Source organism: Pyrococcus horikoshii OT3 (assembly GCF_000011105.1).
Lineage (GTDB): Archaea > Methanobacteriota_B > Thermococci > Thermococcales > Thermococcaceae > Pyrococcus > Pyrococcus horikoshii.
Genome location: NC_000961.1, coordinates 505,550 through 528,491 on the forward strand (window position 1 = coordinate 505,550; position 22,942 = coordinate 528,491).

21 protein-coding genes, 3 tRNA genes and 1 pseudogene are annotated in these 22,942 nt (G+C 42.2%); 14 read left to right on the forward strand and 11 right to left on the reverse strand.

The features are described from left to right. The first annotated feature begins 138 nt into the window (after positions 1 to 138). Together PH_RS02650 and PH_RS02655 are read left to right on the forward strand one after the other, a co-directional pair. A tRNA-Gln gene (locus tag PH_RS02650) sits at positions 139 to 214 on the forward strand. Positions 215 to 273: 59 nt separating this feature from the next. Next, positions 274 to 361: transfer RNA gene (locus PH_RS02655), tRNA-Leu, on the forward strand. 111 nt (positions 362 to 472) lie between these two features. Here the strand turns inward: PH_RS02655 and PH_RS02660 are convergent. The 4 genes from PH_RS02660 to pyk form a co-directional block, all read right to left on the reverse strand. Continuing rightward, on the reverse strand, positions 473 to 1,834 hold the full coding sequence (locus PH_RS02660; protein ID WP_010884668.1) for an ATP-binding protein: 1,362 nt from the start codon (positions 1,832 to 1,834) through the stop codon (positions 473 to 475). Between the two features lie 494 nt (positions 1,835 to 2,328). Continuing rightward, a complete protein-coding gene (locus tag PH_RS02665) occupies positions 2,329 to 2,844 on the reverse strand; it encodes a ferritin family protein (RefSeq protein WP_048053162.1) in 516 nt (171 codons plus the stop codon). 45 nt (positions 2,845 to 2,889) lie between these two features. Then, positions 2,890 to 3,225: an iron-sulfur cluster assembly protein gene (locus PH_RS02670; protein ID WP_048053163.1), complete on the reverse strand. Its 336-nt coding sequence runs from the start codon at positions 3,223 to 3,225 to the stop codon at positions 2,890 to 2,892. A gap of 10 nt (positions 3,226 to 3,235) precedes the next feature. Next, positions 3,236 to 4,663, reverse strand: a complete 1,428-nt coding sequence (gene pyk, locus PH_RS02675) for a pyruvate kinase (protein WP_010884671.1) — start codon at positions 4,661 to 4,663, stop codon at positions 3,236 to 3,238. Between the two features lie 317 nt (positions 4,664 to 4,980). Between pyk and cdr the strand changes: the two genes are divergently transcribed. Then, the gene (gene cdr, locus PH_RS02680) at positions 4,981 to 6,306 is read left to right on the forward strand and encodes a CoA-disulfide reductase (RefSeq protein WP_048053164.1); all 1,326 of its coding nucleotides are present in this window, start codon (positions 4,981 to 4,983) and stop codon (positions 6,304 to 6,306) included. Here cdr and alaXS read toward each other — a convergent pair. From alaXS to PH_RS02695, 3 genes are read right to left on the reverse strand one after another with little or no spacing between them, the layout of a single operon-like run. After that, entirely contained in the window at positions 6,283 to 6,756 is a 474-nt protein-coding gene (gene alaXS / locus PH_RS02685; protein ID WP_010884673.1) for an alanyl-tRNA editing protein AlaX-S, read from the reverse strand. The two genes, cdr and alaXS, sit on opposite strands and share 24 nt — an antisense overlap. 15 nt (positions 6,757 to 6,771) lie before the next feature. After that, entirely contained in the window at positions 6,772 to 8,151 is a 1,380-nt protein-coding gene (locus tag PH_RS02690; protein ID WP_048053556.1) for an MATE family efflux transporter, read from the reverse strand. Next, on the reverse strand, positions 8,148 to 9,497 hold the full coding sequence (locus tag PH_RS02695; protein ID WP_010884675.1) for an MATE family efflux transporter: 1,350 nt from the start codon (positions 9,495 to 9,497) through the stop codon (positions 8,148 to 8,150). The genes PH_RS02690 and PH_RS02695 overlap by 4 nt, the downstream gene beginning before the upstream one ends. A gap of 224 nt (positions 9,498 to 9,721) precedes the next feature. Between PH_RS02695 and PH_RS02700 the strand changes: the two genes are divergently transcribed. The 5 genes from PH_RS02700 to PH_RS02720 are packed head-to-tail and all read left to right on the forward strand — an operon-like array spanning position 9,722 to position 13,689. Then, a complete protein-coding gene (locus tag PH_RS02700) occupies positions 9,722 to 11,068 on the forward strand; it encodes a cyclic 2,3-diphosphoglycerate synthase (protein WP_048053165.1) in 1,347 nt (448 codons plus the stop codon). Between the two features lie 35 nt (positions 11,069 to 11,103). After that, the gene (locus PH_RS02705; RefSeq protein WP_048053166.1) at positions 11,104 to 11,709 is read left to right on the forward strand and encodes a DUF523 domain-containing protein; all 606 of its coding nucleotides are present in this window, start codon (positions 11,104 to 11,106) and stop codon (positions 11,707 to 11,709) included. Between the two features lie 57 nt (positions 11,710 to 11,766). After that, entirely contained in the window at positions 11,767 to 13,062 is a 1,296-nt protein-coding gene (locus tag PH_RS02710) for a hypothetical protein (protein ID WP_010884678.1), read from the forward strand. Continuing rightward, positions 13,004 to 13,291, forward strand: coding sequence for a hypothetical protein (locus PH_RS02715; protein WP_048053167.1), 288 nt, complete (start codon positions 13,004 to 13,006; stop codon positions 13,289 to 13,291). Before PH_RS02710 ends, PH_RS02715 begins: the two co-directional genes overlap by 59 nt. Further along, a complete protein-coding gene (locus PH_RS02720; RefSeq protein ID WP_010884680.1) occupies positions 13,288 to 13,689 on the forward strand; it encodes a secondary thiamine-phosphate synthase enzyme YjbQ in 402 nt (133 codons plus the stop codon). Before PH_RS02715 ends, PH_RS02720 begins: the two co-directional genes overlap by 4 nt. On the opposite strand, the gene PH_RS02725 is transcribed toward PH_RS02720, so the two are convergent. Together PH_RS02725 and glp are read right to left on the reverse strand one after the other, a co-directional pair. Then, a complete protein-coding gene (locus tag PH_RS02725; protein WP_010884681.1) occupies positions 13,686 to 13,955 on the reverse strand; it encodes a ubiquitin-like small modifier protein 1 in 270 nt (89 codons plus the stop codon). The genes PH_RS02720 and PH_RS02725 overlap by 4 nt on opposite strands. Position 13,956: 1 nt before the next feature. Continuing rightward, on the reverse strand, positions 13,957 to 15,165 hold the full coding sequence (gene glp / locus PH_RS02730) for a molybdenum cofactor synthesis domain-containing protein (protein WP_010884682.1): 1,209 nt from the start codon (positions 15,163 to 15,165) through the stop codon (positions 13,957 to 13,959). Positions 15,166 to 15,265: 100 nt separating this feature from the next. On the opposite strand from glp, the gene PH_RS02735 reads away from it, so the two are divergent. After that, positions 15,266 to 16,222 carry a hypothetical protein gene (locus PH_RS02735; RefSeq protein WP_010884683.1) on the forward strand — a complete coding sequence of 319 codons (957 nt, stop codon included), beginning with the start codon at positions 15,266 to 15,268 and terminating at the stop codon, positions 16,220 to 16,222. Here PH_RS02735 and PH_RS02740 read toward each other — a convergent pair. Further along, complete coding sequence (locus tag PH_RS02740; RefSeq protein WP_048053168.1) at positions 16,219 to 17,133, reverse strand: DNA-methyltransferase; 915 nt, start codon at positions 17,131 to 17,133, stop codon at positions 16,219 to 16,221. The genes PH_RS02735 and PH_RS02740 overlap by 4 nt on opposite strands. Before the next feature lie 187 nt (positions 17,134 to 17,320). Between PH_RS02740 and PH_RS02745 the strand changes: the two genes are divergently transcribed. From PH_RS02745 to PH_RS02750, 3 genes and pseudogenes are all read left to right on the forward strand, one after another. After that, a tRNA-Ser gene (locus tag PH_RS02745) sits at positions 17,321 to 17,407 on the forward strand. Between the two features lie 131 nt (positions 17,408 to 17,538). Continuing rightward, positions 17,539 to 17,694 (forward strand): hypothetical protein, encoded by a 156-nt coding sequence (locus PH_RS09865; protein WP_010884685.1) that lies wholly within the window; start codon positions 17,539 to 17,541, stop codon positions 17,692 to 17,694. Next, a pseudogene (locus PH_RS02750) lies at positions 17,691 to 18,970 on the forward strand (RNA-guided endonuclease InsQ/TnpB family protein). Before PH_RS09865 ends, PH_RS02750 begins: the two are co-directional and overlap by 4 nt. Positions 18,971 to 18,990: 20 nt before the next feature. Here the strand turns inward: PH_RS02750 and PH_RS02755 are convergent. Next, positions 18,991 to 19,626 carry a hypothetical protein gene (locus PH_RS02755; protein WP_010884687.1) on the reverse strand — a complete coding sequence of 212 codons (636 nt, stop codon included), beginning with the start codon at positions 19,624 to 19,626 and terminating at the stop codon, positions 18,991 to 18,993. A 94-nt stretch (positions 19,627 to 19,720) separates the two neighbouring features. Here PH_RS02755 and PH_RS02760 point away from each other — a divergent pair, with 94 nt between their 5' ends. Further along, positions 19,721 to 20,893, forward strand: a complete 1,173-nt coding sequence (locus tag PH_RS02760; protein WP_048053169.1) for a hypothetical protein — start codon at positions 19,721 to 19,723, stop codon at positions 20,891 to 20,893. Next, complete coding sequence (locus PH_RS02765) at positions 20,893 to 22,761, forward strand: hypothetical protein (RefSeq protein WP_048053170.1); 1,869 nt, start codon at positions 20,893 to 20,895, stop codon at positions 22,759 to 22,761. Before PH_RS02760 ends, PH_RS02765 begins: the two co-directional genes overlap by 1 nt. Positions 22,762 to 22,942 lie beyond the last annotated feature (181 nt).

Below are 22,942 nucleotides of genomic sequence, written 5' to 3' on the forward strand. Positions count from 1 at the left end.
TTTAACGAAGTTACCATTTCCCTGTATATTAAGTTTTTGGCTTCCTCGCCTAGAAATTTTAAAGGAGGAATCTGCCTAAACGGCTTGAATAAAACCGCAAAGCTTAAAAGGCATTAACGTTGAGTGAAAATTGGACGTAGCCCCGTGGTGTAGCGGCCAAGCATGCGGGACTCTGGATCCCGCGACCGGGGTTCGAATCCCCGCGGGGCTACCATTGCTCTTTTCTGAAACCATAAGATTTTAAAGTCCATGCTTTCATTTACCACTTGAAGTGCGGGGGTTGCCGAGCCTGGTCAAAGGCGGGGGACTCAAGATCCCCTCCCGTAGGGGTTCCGGGGTTCGAATCCCCGCCCCCGCACCATTTTGGTTGTTCTCTTTGAGCTCGAAAAGATTAAAAAATTGTGAACTGTGAAAAGATCCCTTAACTTGAAAGCTTTCCCTTTTTAAATTGATGCAAGCTCCTAACTTACTATCAAAGCATTAGGAGGAACCATTCCTTTGGGAGCCATATCACTCCATTCTTCTCCCTGAAATCTCCACCGTGAATGATGATTCCTCTCTCGGCTCCTATCTTTTTCATCGTCCTCTTCACCTGTTCTTTGCCTTTCTTGCCCCACCCAACCTCAAGAACGATCCTCCCGATGGGAGTCGTCAGAATAAAGTCGGCACCACCCTTTTCAGCATCATAAGTTACCGAACCTGAGAGTTCTCTCGCTATAATGTATAAGTAAAGGGCAACCACATCCTCAAGGAGGTTCCCGAGGATCTTCTCATTAACCTCAAGGAGGCCAAAGTGGTTGAGTATCGAAGTCCTGATGACAGGTGCGAGGAACTTGTACTTTGGGGTCTTCCTGATTGCTTTTCCAAGAGATCCATAAGCTCTGACCGGGAATATAACTTCAAGGTTTTCAAAAGCTGACAGAAGCTTAGCTAGGACTGGTCTGGAAATTCCAAGACGAGACGTTAATCTGTCATAGTTAAGGGCTTCACCAGAGGCTAGCATAAGCATTAGTAAAAAGGCCTTTTCAAGAACCTCCTGGGAGAAGCCCATCTTAGCGAGATCCCATCGGATTATCCTTTCCACTATCGAGTATGTTTCCTCAAGCGGTTCCCTGGAAGATAATGCTAAGGGGAGCGAGCCATAAAGGAGATACCTTTCAACCTCAATCGGGTCAAAGGTTAGGAATGTCTTCCTTATTTCCTCCTCAATTCCTTCGACTTCTCCCGCCAGTAGGAGTCGCTTTAGAACCTTTTTCACTTCTTCATTCACGCGAATGCCTTTCAGGAGGAGGTACTCGGTGAAAGTTAGGGGAGTAATGTGGAACCTCTTCGCCCTTCTTGCTAAATCGGTACTCAGCTTCAGTTCGATTGCAGAGGAACCCGTGGCTACTATCATCAGGTTCCTTGCCCTGTCGTAGGCTACTTTAAGGGCTAAATCCCACTCCTCATCGTAGTGAACCTCATCCAAGAGGAAAATTGTTGGCTCTCTTAGCTCCTCAAGTCTCTCTCCTATGATATGCTCGTAGGATTCAAAAACATCCTTTAATCGGTAGCCGAGCATCTTAATCTCGTCTACCGAAGCATAAAGAATCCTTTCACCGCTTACCTCCCCGATCAGCTTAAGGTAGAGCTGGGCCAGCATCGTGGTCTTTCCTACACCCCTAAGCCCGTACAATAGGATCACTCTATTCTCACCAGATCCAAGGAACCCTCGAATCTCTTCCATCAGCTTTACTATTAAGGGCCTTTCGGGTAGAGGTTTTCCCCCTTTGAGCGCGAACTTCTCTAGCCTCTTTCTCCCTAGGGTTAGTATTCTTCTGATATACTCCTCCATCTTATCGCCCAATTTTAGTTAATTATAATTTACTTAAATGTTACCATTTTAGTTAATCAAAATTAACTAAACATGTCATAGCATTAAGCCTTGAAGGGGACTGTTCTTTTGGCGGCTTCTTTTTTGAGATGACGGGGAGTGGGAGGCCAACTTTCTTTTAATGCTGTCTCTACATTATGTTTCGAAGAGCAACAAGTCTTTGCCTGGGTATTTTAGAGCTTTTTTGAATTACAGCTTTTCAAATAGCGTTTAAGAGTTCAATAAGGGTGTGATCCAGTATTGGTTGTTAATGGAATGTTCTTCCAATCTTCTCCTTGGAGACTACCTTAGCGAGAGATTTAGCTGAAAAACCTCTCTCAACGCCTTCCCTACCTTTGAGAATTTTAAGGGCTTTCTGTATACTCCCCTTCTATGCGCTGAGTTATTAAATGTGGAGATGAGGGGGTTACGAAGAATCTCAAAACAGTTAATGAAATGGGATAAATGTTGAAAGATCATGGGCCTATATGCATCATTTGGCTATACATCTCCCAATCAAGTAATAACTCGTATTCGGCCCTTAGGGTATAGTAATGGCCTTTTTCCATATCACTTAGGTATCTCATGAGCTTCTTTTTCTTGTCATCTTCAACCATCTCCTCTAATTTAGAATAGAACTCTGAGGCGATCTCCTCGGCCCTCATTGCCAATCTAATCAGATCGATTATATTCTGGATACCCTTGAGTTCTTCAGCAACCGGTTGAAGCTCCGGGCCTATATGTTCCTTCGGGAATACAATCTCTTTTCCAGGAAACATTTCTGAATAAAGCTTTCTTAATAGTATTTCATGCCTCTTTTCTTCCCCGGCCAGCCATTCTATTTTCTCCTTCAAAGGTTTGGAATCTACATGCTTCGCTAAGCTCTCATAGAATTTTTGAGCTCCGATCTCGGATTTTATTGCCATTCCTAGCAATTCTTCAAGAGAAAACTCGGCCATTTTATATAGGGGAAGCCCTCCCTCAACTTCCATATCGTTACCTCCAAGATCCTTATCTTGGATGAATTTCTTAAAAACCTATTTTCTTCCGTTTCCTTTATTCTCAAAAATTCCAATTGGGTTGTTCCCTAAGTCGTAAACGTAAACTTTATCGAACATTACTAGTGCGAATTTCTCCATGATATCACCGACGATTTTCGAGTATGCCATGGCCGCACTACCCAGGATATTGTATTCAGCGTTGCTTTCGAATTTGAGCCAAACTTTCAATGTATCACCTTTTACCTCCAATCCAGCTAAAACCCCTGAATCTAATATGCTCTCCCCTGTTACGGGGTCTATTATTTCCTTCATTTTTTCGAGAACCTTCCTATACTCCGGTGGCCATTCTCTATCCTTATAGTAGATCTTCACCTTAACCACCTCACGCTATTTGGAATATCTTTATTGAATTAGTCCCAACGGTTTTCTCTATCGGCTTACCTTCCGTCATCAAAACTATGTCATCGCTTCCAACCAATCCTAGTCCCTTTATTAACCTAACAATGTCATTCTCATTGAACCCTTCCTCCATACAGAATGGATACACTCCATAGCTGAACATTAGGTTATTGCAAACTTTCTCCCTCGTAGAGAATGCAAGTATCCACTGCTTTGGCTTAAATCTGGAGATCAATCTTGCCGTTCTACCCGTTTTAGTTGGCGTCAATATGAACTTTATACCTATAGTGCAGATGGCATCAATGATACTCCTGGTTATCGCCTCCTTTATCGTTCCCCTCTTCGTTCCTTCCAGGAACTCTCGCATTCTGGTTATCCCAAAGCTTTCCCTATATTCCTCAGTTACTTTCGCTATCCTTGCCATCATCTCGACGGCCTCAATCGGGAATTTTCCAACTGCTGTTTCTTCAGACAACATAACGGCATCGGTTCCATCTAGTATTGCATTGGCAACGTCTGTAACTTCAGCTCTTGTTGGGACTTTTTCCATTGTCATGGAAACGAGCATCTGGGTTGCCGTAATTACAGGCTTTCCTTCCATGTTGGCTTTCCTAATTAACCTCTTCTGGAGAATTGGAAGTTGTTCTATTGGCATCTCAACCCCTAGATCACCCCTGGCTATCATAATCCCGTCAGCGGCATTTAGAATTTCATTGAAGTTTCTAACAGCATCGGGTCTTTCGATCTTAGCTATAACGAAGGTGTCACCTGCGCCATTTCTCTCCAAAAAGCTCTTCGCTTTTAGTACATCGTAAACGTTTCCAACAAAGCTGAGTCCTATTGCATCGACGCCATGTTCGATTGCGAACTTCATTATCTCTATATCTCTTGGAGTTATAGCTTCAACGGGAAGATAGGCCTTTGGAATGTTTATCCCTTTCCTCGAGAAGAGTTTTCCACCAGAAATAACTACTGCTTCAACTTCATTCTCCTTTACATCTTCGACTCTTAACACTATATAGCCATCGCTTAGGTATATCACATCTCCCTTAGATACAAGCTTTGGGAAATCCTTATATTCTACGGGGATCGTTGTTTCATCTCCCTCAATATCTTTTGTTGTCAAAGTAACTTTCTCCCCTCTTTCAAGTTCCACATATCCCCCCTTTATCTCCCCAACCCTAATCTTCAGTCCGGGAAGGTCGGCTAATATTGCAACTCTCCTATCTAACTTCTGTGACTGTTCCCTCACCATCTCTATGATCTTTGCATGCTCTTCGAATGTGCCATGAGAAAAGTTTATTCTTGCAACGTTCATGCCAGCTTCAATTAATTTTTTGATCATTTTTTTCGAGTTAGTTGCCGGCCCTATCGTTGCGACAATCTTTGTTTTATGGGAGGGAAGCTTCATCCTTCTCACCTTTTTTAGAGTTTAGCAAAAAGCAATAAAAAGCATTCGTCGATTATGAAGATAGCAAGAGGTTGCTCTGCAGTTAGTTTTGAAGACAGGTAGAAGGGTTCATGATCATGGGGGGACCTTCTTGAGTTTAATTAAAGGGTGCAAGGAGCTTCTCGTACTAGGGGAGAATTGGAGAGGAACCCAAGCGCTTAGTTGATATTGAAATCGAGAGGGAGGGAATATTTTAGAGCAGGCAAAGCTTTCCCTGGCATTTAAATCTTCTTAAAAATTTTTAACTGAAGGTTTTTAAACCAGGGATGGGTGAGAACATGAAGAAAAAGGTCGTCATAATTGGCGGTGGAGCGGCCGGAATGAGTGCTGCTTCACGTGTAAAAAGGTTAAAGCCCGAATGGGATGTCAAGGTTTTTGAAGCCACTGAATGGGTGAGCCATGCCCCATGTGGAATTCCTTACGTTGTTGAGGGCTTATCTACTCCCGATAAGTTGATGTACTATCCACCGGAGGTGTTCATAAAGAAAAGGGGGATAGATCTTCACTTAAACGCTGAGGTCATAGAAGTTGACACGGGATACGTTAGGGTTAGGGAGAACGGAGGAGAAAAAAGCTACGAGTGGGATTACCTGGTCTTTGCCAATGGGGCTTCTCCGCAGGTTCCCGCTATTGAAGGAGTTAACCTCAAGGGAGTATTTACGGCAGATCTTCCCCCTGACGCCTTGGCGATAAGGGAGTACATGGAAAAGTACAAGGTTGAAAACGTTGTAATTATTGGAGGAGGATACATAGGAATTGAGATGGCCGAAGCATTTGCGGCCCAGGGAAAGAATGTTACGATGATAGTGAGGGGGGAAAGAGTTCTCAGGAGATCCTTTGACAAGGAAGTAACTGATATTTTAGAGGAGAAGCTGAAGAAGCATGTAAATCTAAGACTGCAGGAGATTACTATGAAGATTGAAGGAGAGGAAAGGGTTGAGAAGGTCGTTACGGATGCTGGAGAGTACAAAGCTGAGCTCGTGATCTTAGCTACTGGAATAAAGCCGAACATAGAGCTAGCTAAGCAACTTGGAGTTAGAATTGGGGAAACCGGTGCAATATGGACAAATGAGAAAATGCAAACGAGCGTGGAAAACGTTTATGCTGCGGGAGACGTTGCGGAGACTAGGCATGTAATAACAGGGAGAAGAGTGTGGGTACCGCTAGCTCCCGCAGGAAACAAGATGGGTTACGTTGCAGGTTCCAACATAGCAGGTAAGGAACTGCACTTCCCAGGAGTGCTAGGAACAGCTGTAACTAAGTTCATGGATGTAGAGATAGGAAAGACTGGATTGACAGAGATGGAAGCATTGAAGGAGGGTTACGACGTTAGAACGGCATTTATAAAAGCCTCAACAAGGCCACACTATTATCCTGGAGGAAGAGAGATCTGGTTGAAGGGTGTGGTGGATAACGAGACTAATAGACTCCTCGGAGTTCAGGTTGTAGGATCTGACATACTACCTAGGATAGACACAGCTGCAGCTATGCTCATGGCTGGGTTCACGACAAAGGATGCATTCTTCACGGATCTAGCCTATGCTCCACCGTTTGCACCAGTTTGGGATCCCCTCATAGTACTAGCTAGGGTTCTCAAGTTCTAGAAGTTCAAAGTGGATCTCTAGTAATCCTTTACTTTTCCTAAATCTAACCTTTCTAATCTTTATTGGGCCAATCTCGCCCGTTGTTTTGGTGTGCTCTTTATTACATGCGTTAACATTCCAATCCTCTATAACGACAACCTTCAGTATTCTTACATCCTCAGGGACGGGAAATAGATCGTACATATCCTCCCCGAACATCTTCTCTGCTTCCTCCCTGGGAAGCTCATAGATCTTAATTGGGGCATTTTCTTTTACTTTCTCGTTTGCTAACCTCTCTATTTCCCTAATTTCCTCATCACTAGGCTTCCTATCGAATTTTACTATTAAAACTCCCTTGTTTCCCTTCACGTAGGTAGAGTAAGTCCACTTAGCTTCGCTTCCGAGAACTTTAACCACGGCTCCCTTCACAACATGAAGAGCTGAGTGCGTTCTAACTTCAATACTATACATGATTCCTCACCTAAGTTACTCTATAATCTTCCTCATCCAGCTACCCTTTAGGAACCATGCTAAGCCTACTATTGCAGCTAAAAAGTTACTCAGCCCCATCCCAAAAAATACTCCCCTACTTGTGAATCCAAAAAGCTTAGCAAAGGTGGGAACATAGCCGAAAACATAGCTTAGGGGTATTCTAAATCCCCAAAGTCTAAGCATGCTCATTATCATGCTCTTGACTGTATGGCCAGAGGATGAGAAAGCTCCCGTAACGACTACGAATATACCGTTAAAGAAGGGTACCGAAATTAGAAAGTACTCGAGCACTATCTTACTTTCCGCTATAACCATTGGATCATTGAGGAACACCTTGAATATTGGGACCCTGAAGATCCCGATTATTAAGACGGCAATCCCTGCTATTAGGAAGTTAATCACCATTGTCCTTTCCGCTATAACCTTGGCTCTCTCATAGTTTTCAGCACCAATGTTCTGGGCAACCATCGTGCTCATGGCCATGCTTATTCCCCTGGAAATGCTTGTTATGAAATTAACTAGTCTAGTTGTTATTACGTAGGCTGCATAAGTTACATCTCCAAAGCCCATTATGATCCTCGTTAGCACAACGAAGCCGAAGGAATTCGCGGACTGACCTATGCTTGAGGGAAGGCCAATTCTAACGATCTTAGAGTAAAACTTCCAATCTGGTTTGAGGTTTTCGCGTGAAATCTTAAGGCCAGCTCTCCCACTCGTTAGGATCCTGACCCCAATTACAGTTCCAACCGAATTCGAGAGAACGGTAGCCAATGCAGCCCCTTCAACACCAAGGTTAAGGATGAATATGAAGATAGGATCGAGGATAATATTAAGGAAAACCGTGATGAGGCTTATCTTTACTGGTGTTCTCGTATCCCCAATGGCCCTCATTAATACGTTGAAAGTCATGAATAAGAAGGACATAGGAACGCCAGCAAATATTATCAAGGAATATTTGTACGCGTAGGGTCTAATTGAGGAAGTAACGTGCATAAATGAAAGAGCATAGGGTAGGATTAGAATGCTCAAAATTGCGGAGGCCGTTGAGAAGAAGATTATCAAAGAAAATAGAGCTCCGGCCGATCTATTAGCTTTTTCAAAGTTTCCGGCCCCTATGTATTGTCCAACTATTGAGAAACCAGCCATAGTGAAGCCGATTCCAAGGGCCATTAAAGTTCCTATTATCGGCCAGGAAACGCCAGGAGCTGACAAAGCGGCCCTACCAAGCTTTCCAAGCCAAAAAGTATCTGTTATGTTATACAGTACCTGTATCAAATTGTTGATTATTATTGGCCAAGCTAACTTAAAAAGGGTCCCCTCTATTGGACCTTCTAAGATTTCCTTTCTCATCATTTTAGCCTTCTCTATACTCATTCCACTATCCTCCTCATCCAGCTCCCCTTTAAGAACCATAAAAATCCAACTAATGCCGCAATGACATTGCTAAGTCCCATTCCTATCCATACTCCCGCGCTATCTTTCAGGGTTTTTCCAAGGTAGTAACTTAGAGGTATCCTTAATCCCCACAACCTTATCAAACCAAGAGTGAGATTCTTCTTTGTATGACCCGCGGAAGCGAAGACATTAGTTACTGCACTGAAGATTCCAAAGAATGGAAATGAGGCCGCAAAGTATTTCACAACTTTCTCACTTTCCTTCAATATTCCTGGGTCATTAATGAAGAATCTAAATATCTCTTCCCTGAAAATTATGAAAAGCATCGTTCCAAAAATGAGTATGAGGAAATTAGTGAGCATCGCTTTAATGGCTATCTCCTTAGCCCTCTCATATTTTTCAGCACCAACATTCTGACCAACCATAGTCCCCATTGCTTGACTGATCCCATCTGCGAAGGCGAACATGAAGTTAGTTAATCTGTTCGTTATAGTATAAGTTGCGAATGCAACGGTTCCATATGTGTATATTATCCTATTGAGAAGGACGAAGCCAAAGGAGTTCGTGGATTCACTTATGCTTGCTGGTAATCCTATTTTAAACGTCTTAATGTAAAGCTTAATATCGGGACTTAAATCTTCTAAGCTTAGCTTTATGCTAACCCTTCCAGTGAAGAGCAGGTAGCCGCCTATAACTGAACCAGTACCTTCAGAGATTACAGTTGCAAGGGCCGCCCCCAAAACCCCGTAGTTTAGTCCAAATATGAAAACTGGATCTAGGATTATGTTTAAGAGTATGGTGAGAATGTTAACCTTTACGGGGGTTTTAGTATCTCCCACGGCCCTTAAAATAAAATTGAAAGCGTAAAGCGTTAGGGCTATGGGGATTCCGCCAAATACAATTTTCATATACTTTAAAGCATAGGGGTAAACATCAGGGGTCACTTTTATGAATTTTAGGGCGAGTGGAGAGATCAATATTCCAAGGAAGGCTATAATAGTTGAAAGTGCTAAGAGAAGAGAATAAAGTGAGCCAGCAACTTTGCTTGCCTTTTTATACTCTCCAGCCCCAACATATTGGCTGACCATGGCAAATCCGGCAACAGCGAATCCGGAACCAATACTTATCATGAACCACAACAAGGGCCATACGGTTCCTGGGGCCGATAATTCGGCCCTTCCCAGCTTGGCTAACCAAAATGTATCCGTTAGATTGTACATTACCTGGACTAAGTTATTTATTATCAAGGGATAAGCTAATCTAATTAGCGTTTTCTCGATACTCCCACTCAGTATCTCTTCCCTGGCTTTTTCAATATTTGCCATCAAACGGCAATCGAAGCGTTATAATAAAAGGTTTACCATGGAGGAAATTTCCAAATGTATACTCCGCGAGATTATCTGAGAATATCTAAGATTTCTCGAATGAATTTTTGAAGTTTTAAGAATTTTATTGAAAAATTTCAGGTAAAAATTTTCCCTATTAAACAAAAATTGTTATAAATGCAAAAATTGAAATTTTTGTGACTAAAAGGGAAGGAGGGATAAAAATGGCCGAGAAGAGGAGAAAGAGGGTAGTAATTCTAGGTGCGGCCGGAAGAGACTTCCACAACTTCAACGTGTTCTTTAGAAACAATCCAGAATACGAGGTAGTCGCCTTTACTGCAACCCAAATTCCAGACATTGAGGGGAGAATTTACCCACCGGAACTAGCTGGAGAGCTTTATCCGAATGGAATTCCAATCCTACCTGAGGATGACCTTGAGAAGATAATAAAGGAGAAGGATGTTGATATAGTTGTTTTCGCTTACTCTGATGTCTCTCACGAGCATGTTATGCATCTTGCAAGCAGAGCTCACTCGGCTGGAGCTGACTTCTGGCTTCTAGGTCCAAAGTCAACAATGATCGAGAGCAAAAAGCCCGTTGTCGCAGTAACGGCCGTAAGAACTGGATGTGGAAAGAGCCAAACCTCGAGGAAGGTTGCCCAACTCCTACAGGAGATGGGATACAAAGTCGCAGTAATTAGACACCCAATGCCCTATGGGGATCTTAGAAAGCAAATCGTTCAGAGGTTCGCGAGCTTTGAGGATCTAGACAGGTATGAGTGCACCATCGAGGAGAGAGAAGAGTACGAACCCTACATAGAGAGGGGAATGGTGGTCTACGCTGGAGTTGACTACGAAAAGATACTTCGCGAAGCTGAGAAGGAAGCTGACATAATCCTTTGGGATGGAGGAAACAACGACTTCCCATTCTATAAGCCAGATCTCTGGATAGTCGTCACGGATCCACACAGGCCAGGGCACGAACTAACCCACCACCCAGGAGAAACTAACTTCAGAAGTGCCGACGTGATAATTATAAACAAGATCGACACTGCTTACCCAGAAAACGTTCAGAAGATAAGGGAGAACATTGAAAAGGTTAACCCGAACGCAATAGTTATTGAAGCGGCATCTCCAATCTTCGTTGACAAGCCGGAGTTAATCAAGGGTAAGAGGGTTCTGGTCATTGAAGATGGTCCAACACTAACTCACGGTGGAATGAGCTACGGTGCTGGATACATAGCAGCAAAGAAGTTTGGAGCCAAGGAGATCGTCGATCCAAGACCTTATGCAGTCGGTTCAATAATTGAGACCTACAAGAAGTATCCACACCTAAGCAACATACTACCAGCAATGGGTTACGGTAAGAAGCAGATCAAGGAGCTCGAGGAAACCATCAACAGGGCCGATGCAGATGTAGTTATAATGGGAACCCCAGTTGACCTAAGAAGATTCATGAACCTCAACAAGCCCGCGGTTAGAGTCAAGTATGAGCTCGAGGAGATAGGGCAACCTAAGCTTAAGGATATCCTTGAAGAGTGGGTTAAGAAGTGCGAGAAGCTTAAGAAGTAACCTCGCCTTTTCCCATTTTTATTCTGGTGAAAGTGATGAAGCTCATCGTGGTAGCTCCGTGCTTATTAACTCCCTTCTACGTTTATAGGGGGCCAAAGGATAAAGAGTACAGGACCGCGATAGAGGTTAGGAAGCTTATCTCCTCATTACCTGAAGATTGGCATATCTTGGCTTATCCTTGCCCTGAGTTTGAGCTTCTCAAGTGGCCAAGACCTCCCATGAGTAGGGAAGTTTTTGAAAAGCTAGGAATTAAGCGTGTTATTCAGGATATAGCGGATTTTATAGGGAGGGTCATAACCGAAGAAAAACCTGATGCAATAATTTTCGTTGGAGTTAAAGGCTCCCCAACCTGCGGAGTCTACACGACAACATCCAGCGATCCAGATAATTACCCTCTAACCAAAATTCAGGAATTCTTTTACATGAAAAAGAACGAGAGGATTTCTAGATATAAGGATATTATTAAGGTTGCAGGTTTAAATCTTGTAAAGGGTTCTGGTGCATTATTTGGCGAGCTTATGAAACGATTTGGCGAGTTAAGTAATACTTTCTGGGTTGAAATTGACAAGGATAATGTAAATCCTGGAATAGAAAACATTAAAACTATAATAGAGAAGATTGAAAAACAGCCGAAAAATTAATTAGTTACTAACCCCTAATTCTGCCAGTATTGAGTTAAATAACATCGGTGATAAGCGATGATTATCGATGAAGTTCTGGCATCCGTTAGCTCAATTCCAGATCCGTACATTCGGGTAATTACCTATGGGAGAATTGGGGTTACCCTTGCAAGGGTAAATGATCCAAGGTATGAGAAGGCGTTCAAGTTAGCCCTTTCCGAACTAACAAGGATAGAGGATCCTTACACCTTGATAAGGGCCTTAATATACATAGGATACCTAAGCGGACTTACCGGTTTAAAATCTGCAAGGAAAGCCTTTAGAGAAGCAATCAGTTACTCAGAGGTTTTACCAAAAGAGCTAAGGGATCAAATTATAGGGGAGGCCGTTGATTATTTACTTTCTCTCGGCAATCTAGAGGATGCCCTATTTTATGCCGTTGAAATAAGTGAGAAAAAATTGAGGAACACGAAGCTCTTGGAGATTCTCTCGAGAACACTAGAAGAACTAGAAAAGAAGGATATAAATCCGATTTATAAAAGGAGAAAAATAGAGCTTATTCTTGAGCACATAGAAGATGAACCTTATCGCTCGGAAGCTATAGTCAAGGTGATAAGGCCTCTACTCTTGCTTGGAAGTTACGAGAGAACGATCGAACTTATTAGGGATATAAAAAGTAAGCATTGGTTAAAGCAAGCCCTCAATGAGCTTTTGCTCTTTTTAAGAAGCGGGAAGGGAGAGGGTGTTGAAGGGATCATAGAGCTTTCAAGGGATCTCGCGAAAAGATCTGGAAGGGATATAAAAGAGGATCTAGCATACATCTTTGCAATCCACGGATTTATAAATCAGTCGGTAGAGATCCTTGAAAGTTTGCCCAATAGGGAGGATATAGCTAGGGAGATATTTGATAACTTGGCCCTCAAAGATTTAAAACAGCTACAAGCTTTTATAGAAGCCCTACCACCAGAAATTGTTGATGAGATAAGGGAGAAAATTATAGAAATCATGGAGGAGGGGGATGAAAGGTTTTCAAGCATCGTGAAAACCATCACGGAGAAAACATCCAATGAAGAGATACTAATAGGTGCTGTTAAGTATTTCCTCAGACTCGACGAATTTGAAGAAGTTGTTCCCTTACTTAGGAGGATAAGAACAGAAAAAGGAAAATCAATAGCCTTGGGATTTATAGCTTATCACCTGATTAACAAGGGAAGAATAGGAGATGCAATTGACATTGTACTTGAAATTAAAGATCGTAACTTGGCTTCAAAGCTTGCATCTGAGATCTTGATAAAAGCTGTGGAGAGGGAGATTTATGAAAGGATTGCTAATGAGAAGAAGGAAAGAAAAAGAAACGATCAGTTTTCTAATTGAGGTACTGGACAAGATGGCCAAAAATGGAGTCATAAGGGATGATATTATAGAGGAGACATACTGGACTTTAAAGAAGTTATTAAAGGATAGGGTCGATGAAAGCGTTCTTCAAGCCTTCGAGGATATAGTCATATTAAGGACGAAAGCGATTAATGAAAGCATAAATGCAGAAAGATATTTAGAAAGTGCAAAAAATTCCTTATTAAAAGTTTTGGAGGGATCGAAATGATTAAGAGTATTACCATTAGAACATCCAGGGAATTCGAGATAATCGACATAACGAAAGAAGTTGAAAGGGTAGTTAGGGAGAGCAACGTTAAGAGTGGAATAGTTGTGGTCTTTACGAGGCACACCACAACGGCCCTTACCATAAATGAAAATGAGAGTGGATTAAAAAGGGATATAGAGGAGATCCTTTCCAAGTTAGTTCCGAAGGGGATGAATTACTTCCATGACAGGATAGACAATAACGCCCATTCCCATTTAAGGGGAATTCTACTTGGGCCCAGCCTTACAATCCCTGTTGAAGATGGAAGGCTTCTCCTAGGAACCTGGCAAAGCATACTCTTCGTGGAGCTTGATGGCCCCAGGACTAGGGAAGTTTACGTGAAGGTCTGTGAGTGTTAACCACCACTTACCGGGGGAAACACACCAACAATATCCCCCTCTCTCAATTTTTCATCCCACTTAACGTACCTACCATTAACCGCTATATTAACGTCAGCATCCTCATCGTACTCCTCTCCAAAGACTTCTCGTCTAAACCTTTCGTGTCTCTTTTTGATCTCCTCTATTAGATCTCTAACCGTTGCTCCATCCTGGAGTTCTATTTCCTCCTCTCCAGTCCCAGCTAAGTCCCTAAACCTCGCAAAGTACCTGACCTTAACCCTCATCCTACCACCCCTTGAACAGTGTTACCTCGACCTCCTCACCCTCGTCCAAGCTCTCCACGGTTTCCGGAATTTCTACAAATCCATCAGCATCTATGAAGCTCGTTACTGCACCACTTCCCTTCAAAATCGGTACAGCTAAATCACCTTCAAGTTTAACTGGTAAGAACTGTCTCCTACCCTTAACCGAGAACACCTTGTGCTTCAGCCTAGCCACTTTCTTTCCAATTTTTCCCTCTCTTCCTAATGCTCTTAAGAGTAAGGGAACTACCAGTAACGTAAAGTTAGTTAGGCAACTTGTAGGATATCCAGGAAGACCAAACACCGGTTTTCCCTTTATTACACCTATTATAGTTGGTTTTCCTGGTTGAATAGCTATACCATGAACCTTAACCTCACCAAGCTCCTCTATGACCGAGGCCGTCAAATCCTTCGTTCCCCCACTAGCACCCCCGCTTATCACCACAACATCGCCGACGTTAACGGCCTTCTCTATTAAAGCCTTTAAGCTCTCCTTATCATCCCTTGCAACTCCCATGAAAATTCCCTCTCCTCCAAGCTCATTGATGGCATCGCATAGGGCTCTTCCATTTATATCGTAGATTTGGCCTGGTTTTAGCTCATTTCCTGGGGGCACTATCTCATTCCCCGTACTTATCACCGCAACCTTGGGCTTTCTGAAGACCTTTACCTTATTAATGCCGACGGCCGATAGTAAAGCGGTTTGCTTAAATCCCAGTCTTTCTCCTTTTTTAACCAATAACCTACCCTTTTCTATGTCAATTCCCTTCTTCATAACCCCGAGCCCAGGATAAGCGGGCTTATAAATTAATATTTCACCATTTACCCTTTCCACATCTTCAAACTGAATAACGGCATCAGCGTTCCCTGGTAGCATGGCCCCAGTTGATATGTAAGCGGCCTCACCCTTTCCCAGCTTAAATTTTGGTTCTTCACCTGCATGAACGCTTCCGATGACCTTCAGCCTTACGGGGCTAGCTTCGCTGGCCATGAACGTATCCTCGGCCCTGACCGCGTAGCCATCTACGGTGGCCCTATCAAAGGGAGGAACGTCTATTGGAGAGTATATATCCTCGGCAGCTATCCTTCCCAATCCCTTCTCAATGGGGACTTCCTCAATTCCTGGGGATATTTTGAAGGATTGCACGACTTCAAGGGCCTTTTCCAGGGGGACTACCTTTAAGAACGCCATCTTCCCTCCCCCAAGAAGTTACCTCAATAGATGTTAAGTATTTCGGTTTAGTACCTAAAGACTTAATAAGGGGAAATAGCAGGGATGGAGAGGGATCAGAATGGAAATGTATAAGGTTGGAAGATACCTTGTTGATTCCCTTCAAATATATTTTCCCGCTTCACTAGAGATCCAGGAGGAGCTTATAAATAATGGCTTCTACGTACCCAGGAGCCCAGATAGAAAAGTAAGCATGCCAATTCCAATAGTATACTCCGATTTTGGAGGGAGGGTTATATCTATTGAGAGGTTAATACCTCCGGAGTGGCTTGAAATCTCGCCAGAGCAATTAGGTTGGGAAGAAACTTATTTAGAGAACAAACGTGGTTTTAAACTACCTAAAGAAGAGGTCTACGTGGATGTTAGTATAAGCAACGATTCCATAATATTCGAGCTAGACGTGAAAAATTATCACCTTGAAAGGACATCCATTAGAGGCATCAATCCTGAAAAATGGAAGAATTGGGTGATGTTTTATATTGATTTGAAGTACGTAGATGAGTTCATTAACGCTTTAAGGGAACATATCCCAGCTTTCGAAAATAAAACAAGGGTTATTCGTGAAAAGCAGCAAGGGGGCAAGGAAGTTACATATTATGCTAAAGTTAACGTCAAGAATTTCAGCTTATGCTTAGGATGCTTCGATCTCGCTCAAAGGTATCTTCAAATCAAAGCTAAAGAGCACTGTAACATATATCCAGGCTCACCAACATGTAACGATTCTCTAAGCAAATTAAAATTAAGGCTTGAATACGATCCATCCATTACTACCTTTGCTAAAGTTGGAATAGCCAAGATCTCAGGCAAGAGACCCCAGATCATGGTTAAATTAACCTCTACGGAAACTAAAACTATAAGGGGAATACTTAAGCCAGAAATAAAAGGTAAGGCGCGTGGTAAACTTGTATATTGCGATCACAGAGAAAAGAGACAGTATATAGCTTTGGACTTGTTTGATTTTTACAAGGCCTTGGTAAGCACTAAGAAGTATGAAGGTAAGCTACCGACTGATGATTAACTCTTCCTACCTTTATTTTCCAATTTCCTGTTTATCTCTTCTCTAAGTTTCCTCCTAAGTGTCTTGGCATCAGGTCTAACGAGTATCTCCACCCTGTCCTCCTCTCCCGTTTTTATGAAATTTGTTAAACTCTTAGTAGTTAAGCCGAGTCTCTCCTCTATAATCTCCCTAAGCTCTAGGTCTATTTCGTACCCTATGCAATTTCGATGCAACTTTCTGGAAACAACGCACGTCGTTCCAGACCCCAGGAAGGGATCTAAAACTGTCTCACCAACGTAACTGTAGAGTCTTATTAGCCTTTCGGCGAGTTCCTCTGGGAATGGGGCTGTGTACTTACTCCATTTCTCATGCGGGAGGACGTTTTTTATATCCCACACTGAAAGGTACCACTTCTCGGCCTGGAACTTTGATATGCTTATCTTACTCTTTTCCCTGATCTCTGGGGGTACAGCGGATCTATCGAATTTTCCAGGTTTCTTGAAGATCACTACCTCTTCGTATATATTATCCGGGTAATAATACATGGGGTACGGATGCTGGATTAAAACTCCACTACGCCTACTTATCCTGATGTAACCTTCGGGCTTTCTCCAAATGATCTTATCTTGGTACTCAAATCCAAGTTCATGAACCATTATATGTATCAGATCGGAGACAATTGGGTACAATTTACCCTCAATCCTAACATCCTGCGTAACAAAGCAGGCATATCTACCTGGCTGAAGAACCCTCATCAACTCCTTTCCAACTTTCCTAAGTAGGTTAAGGTACTCCTCATAGCTACTGAACAACCCTGGGAAATCGAACGGTGCATTATAATAGGGTGGTGAAGTTACCACTAAGTGAACACTGTTATCTGGAATCTCCTCCATATTTTCAGAGCTACCAAAAACGATCTTGATCTCCACCATATTCCATACCCACACAGTATTTTAAGATGATTTTACGAACCACTTAGAGAACTCAATTTTATAAGATTTTCTTCGGATTAAGCCGGGAAGTCTGTAATTCCAGATTTAATTCGTGAATTTTTTAAACATAAAGATTAAATACCTAGCGTAGGTATACTTAGCCTGGATTGGCATTTAAAAATGGAGCGCCGGGGTAGCCTAGCCTGGGAAGGCGCGGGACTCGAGATCCCGTGGGCGTGGTCCCACCGGGGTTCAAATCCCCGCCCCGGCGCCACCTGCCGAGTGAGATATTACTTTTTCTTTTTGAAAGCCTCGCCCTTTAGGGCGGGGATGCAGTAATCGAAAAACCAGCCTGAGGGTAGGAAAGCACATCGCCGAAAAGTTTTTAAATCAAACCATACTAGTATGGGGGTTATTAATGTCTCCGTTGATGATGAAGTCGAAAAGAAGTTCAGAGAACTCGTGGAGAGAAAATACGGAAAAATCAGAGGAGCTTTAGGTGTTGCGGTAACCGAAGCCATGAAACTCTGGATTAAAAAAGTCGAAAGCGAGGAAAAATGAAGCGAACAGTAACAGTAAAACTCCAGCCCTCAAAAGCCCAGGAAGAAACCCTCAAAGAGTTAGCCATTATTAGCTCTAAAGCTTGGAACAAAGTGAACTACCTTCGCAGGCAAGAATTCTTTGAAGGCAAACCTGTTGATTTCCTCAAAACCGAGAAGATAGTTTATGAAGAGTTTAAATCCGAAATCGGCTCAGCAACTGTTCAACAAATTTGTAGGAAGAATGCTGATGCTTGGCGTTCATTCTTCTCACTAATCAGGAGCAAGAGAAACGGAGAACTTCCAAAATGGTTCAAGCCAAAACCACCGGAGTACGTTAAGGAAGGGGGCTTAATCATTCTAAGAAACGACCAATACAAGATTGAGGGGAATAAACTAATCCTCAAGGGTCTTGGGAAATTCAAACGCTTGGAAGTTCAATTCAAGGGGAGAATTCATCTCAAGGGCAAACAGGGAAAGTTAGAAATAACTTACGACCCAATCAAAAGAAAGTGGTATGCTCACATTTCATACACGGTGAAGGAGAAACTTTATGGTGGAGAATGGGTAGAAGTTCCAAGACAACCCTTAGGTAACCTCTCAGCGGGAATTGACTTGGGAGTGAATAACTTAATGGCCGTTTACGTTGAGAATGGTGAAAGCTTCTTAGTGAATGGGAGACCGTTAAAAAGCATTGATTTTTACTGGAGGGAGAGGATAGCTGATTACCAGTCAAAACTCAACAAGTCCGGGGCTAAAAAGAGCAGAAAGCTATCCAGAATGCACGAGAAGGCTAAACTTCAGGCTAAACACTACATTAACACTGCGGTAAGGCAAACTGTTGAAAGACTCTACCACCTCGGAGTTTCCAGAATTGTAGTCGGCTATCCAAAAGGCATTAGCAGGAACTCTAACAGGGGTAAAAAGCAGAATTACCTCCTCTCCCACGTTTGGCGGTTTAATTACGTTATTAAACGCTTGAGAGAAGTTGCGGAAGAGTATGGTATTCAAGTTTTGATTGTGGATGAGGCTTTCACTTCTAAGCTTTGCCCCGTTTGCGGGAAGCCCCACAAGGGGCAAGGTTTGTTCGAGGACTATTTAAGTGTCCCGAGACGGGGCTTACCTTTAATGCCGACTTGGTTGGAGCTTTCAACATTTTGAAGAAGGTTGTGAAAACAATAACCCCGAGCCTGCCGGGTTTAACGGCAGGTAGGGGTAACTGGCCGAAGGCCCGGCCAGAGGGGTTGAGGAGTAAAAATGAGACCCCTCAAACCTCCCCGCACTTGGCGAGGGGTTGAATCGTTGGAACCCTCGCCGTTCACGGCGGGAAGGAGGTCAGCAACTTAAGCACCCAGAGTTGGTATATCCACTTCCTCACGTTCTTCAATGCTCTTATCCTACTCTTCATCCTGGGGTTAGAGAGACAAGCGAAGAGGGATACTTCGATGCCCTCCTCAAAAGCTTCTTCAGTTCTAATAGCATGCTCTGAGAAGAAGATTTTAAAACCTAACTTCTTCGAATAGTTGTTTACATCCTCTACCATGCGAGAAAGAACGTTCCTAAATTGATCTACAAGCTGTTTAAGTTTTCGCCCATCTCTACTCCACTCATCAATTTCAAACATATATTCAGGAAACCTTTCCAAAGCTTCAGCTATGCTACCCATCCACTTTCTTTCTTCAAAGTTAGGCCATCCCCTGTGTTCACTATTAAGGAACGCCTCAGGTTCAAACTCACTAACGTACCCATATCCTGAGTTGGAAAAGGAGATTTCAATTAGAGATTTTCCCCTAATATTTTCAAGAGGTACCTTCCAGTAAACTGTACTATGCGACGATTCCTTAGATATCGCATACTTGCTGATATGCCTAAAGAGATTATTTTCGACAACGTACCAATACATCCCACCTCTCGTACCTCGATAATCTTCCATTACTTCAATGAACTCATTCATGGAGTCATCCTCCCTAATAGTTATATTACCAATATGAATAACCAAAAAGAAACCGCTAAAAATCTTTAGAATATTCTCCTAATTAGTGGTAGAGATGATGGAGAGTTACTATGACACGATCCCAAACTTCCGATATTGGGACATTGAAGCTTGGAAAAATTACATTAAGGAGTATGTTGTGCCGATTTACAAAACCACAAGAACTCTCTTAGAGCTTAGGAATGAGCTCCTTCCATACGTTGGGAAATCATTAAAAACCGTGAAAGATAACGACGAGAGACTCTTACCATTTTTCGTTGGCGGAATCGACGAGAAAGGAAATTACAAGAAGAGAAGCCTTGCAAAACTGATCAGGCTCATGTTCGGCATTTATGTTGAACCAGAAGAATTCGTTAGTGCAGTGAACGAAGAAGGAGAGAGAGGATTCGAGGTTGTTAAAATCAAACTAATTAACGAACAATGGGTATACTTTTTAAGATTGATAAAACAGCTCAATGAATATAGCAGTATAATCCTTCAAAAATCTAAAATTGAGCCCCAACTCTCATTAAAAGTGAGTGAAATCCTCCAGGATCCAAATAGGCTTTTAGATATATTAAAGGAGTTTTACAAAGCTTGTGTTTCCTTTAGTGCAAACCATAACTATTACACGTTCTTTATCATAAGCACAGCAAGTATTCACTGGAGATACCTAGTTACTGCATACCCGAAGTTGAAAGAACACTTTGAAAAAATAAGAGAATTCTTAGGACTTGAACCAATACTCATTCCAAACACGAACAACAAAGAACTTCGAGAGAGTTACACTATCTGGGGACATGAAATTCATGGAATTGCATATTATATATACTGGATGCAAATTATATTATGGGTGTTCTTTAATTTCTCAGAAAATTTAATTATAATGAAACGAGGACGAGGAAACATTTATCCTGCTGAAATTAAAGAAGTGGTGGCATATGTAGCTCCAGAGGCAGAAGACCTACGGAGAGACTACATAACTCTTACTGAGAACTTGCTTTCCCAATATAACCCTCCAAAGATTCAGGAATTAGAGGTAGTGGAAGAGTATAAAGCAGAAATTAAGGGTATTTTTACTCTTTCCCCCTGGAATAAACGAGTAATGGGCTCACTCCCAGAATTCCTCGACATCGTCGGCCCTAGGCTGTTCTTGGGATTATCAAAAATAATGATAGCAAAAGAATGGGATCGAGACATACTAATCTACCACCATAGGTTTATAGAACACGCAGAGTGGTGGTTATAATGACAGAAGAGTCAAAGAAAGAATTCAAGGAGTACTACGAAGAACATAGGGAGAGAGAAAGAAGAAAATCCCAGGAAAAGCAAAAACAAAGCAAAGCTTCAACTTCCCCACCTCAACCCTCCCCACCTATCCCAGAGAGCACAGTGGATAAAACTCAAATTCAAAAATTCTCAAAAGAAGAACCAGTTGAAATTCCTGTTATTGAGTTAAAAGAATCAGCTATATCTTTTAAAACGGCACCATTAGCCTTAGATTATCCAAAGAGGGGAAAAGAACTTCCTCTAATGGTTCCAAGGTTTAGAGCTTCCCCTCCAACTTTTAAGTTTGTAAGTGTAAAGCTCGACACAAGCTTTTCAACTGAGAGGAAGATTCTCCCCATTGTAATTCCAAAAATCAAGCTTCTAAAGCCAGTCATAGAATTCTCAGAAGGAAAGCTTGATGTTGATTACTCGGTAAGTAAGCAGGAAAGAGAGATCTTTGTTCCAAGATTTGTTACTCAGAAGCCTCTAATATCCTTTAAGATGGCTCCTCTAAATATAGAAGTCCCAACTTTCCAATCTAACCAATTAGTTCAGTCCTCAGCTCAAGTCAAAACTGAGAATATTAAGGTAACAAACTTAATCCAACCCCAGGAGGAAACTACTCAAGGAGTGGTTGAAGTTCATGTAGGAAATAAAGAACCAGAGATCAAAGGAGAGAAACTCAAGGATCCACTAGAGTTCCTATTTGGGAAAGGTGTTGGAAAGATTAGAAACATTGAACCTCTTGTAATACTTTTCAAGGATCATGAAAACGACAGCTATATTCAGACATTTGAAACCCTACTTTTGAGGATTTACAGAGAGAAGCATGGTGGGTATCCAGATGTCAAAAAACTAAGCTTAATAAATGAGTGGAACAGAAGGGAAATCGAGCAGTGGCTCGACGAGGGAAAACTATTTTTAATTGAGTTAGATAAAAGAAGTAGAAAAGGAGAAGAAACTATTGAGGCTAAGCTTAATGCGGAAATGCTCGCTGACAGACTCTGGGCAATTTTCTCAAAGAAGAAGGGGATTGTAATCTTCTACACGAAGGATGAGGAACTCTTCAACGAATATAAGAACATTTTAAAGGACATAGTATGGAACAAACTACATTTAGGGGCAGAAATTGTTGAGGTTATACCAAGAAAGCTCTCATTTAAAGAAAAGCTCAAGCTTGCGGATTTGCTATTTGGCTTTGTGAATATGAGGGAAGAAGCACCTCCAAATGCTTCAATGGACGCGATCCTTAATGTGGGTGAAAATAAGTATAAGGATAAGCTTGTAAAGCTCAAGGAGAAGTATTATGATATCCTGGGCATTGTTAAACCTGGGGAGAATGAAAGTGAGGAACATTTAAGGGGAAAAGCATTCATAGTTCACTGGCTTATAAGGCAACTTGAGGAAAAAGGAATAGTGCCAAAAGGCGAGGGGAAGGATTGGAAGTTCATAAGGGATACCATAAGAACCGAAGAGCCGAGAAATGGTGTTATCGTTGATGTCTACTTTAACAACGAAAATTACGAATTTGAGACGCTATTTGAAGAGGGCTTTGGAAAGATCCATAAAACTCTCAGGAAATATGAGCAACTCCAAGCGAAGGTTAGGATCATTGTTGAGCCAATTACAGCATTCCTCCATGTAAAAGAGTTTGCCGAGCTAATGAGGATTGTGAAACAAATGTACCCAACTCTAGATGTTAGATTCTACACGCTAGACGTTAAAAATGAGAATCTTGTACCACTCGAAAAATATCTAAAGGAAGTTGAGACCTTAATTGGCCAAAAATCTGAGCTCCTCCCCGTTGTGGATGACGAAGGTTCCAACGAGTTAACTCCTCACCATTGACGAGGGGTTTACGGGCGACTCATCATCTACTCCGATCACCGGTTCTTACCCTTACCGCAAAGCAGATCGGGGTTATCGTTCCAGAGACTGAACTTCAAGTCTTGACTGCTTATATTCTCCGATCGAGGCCCAATTTAGAATGATTTTCGGTTTAACCCGAATACTGCACCCTATCCTAAAG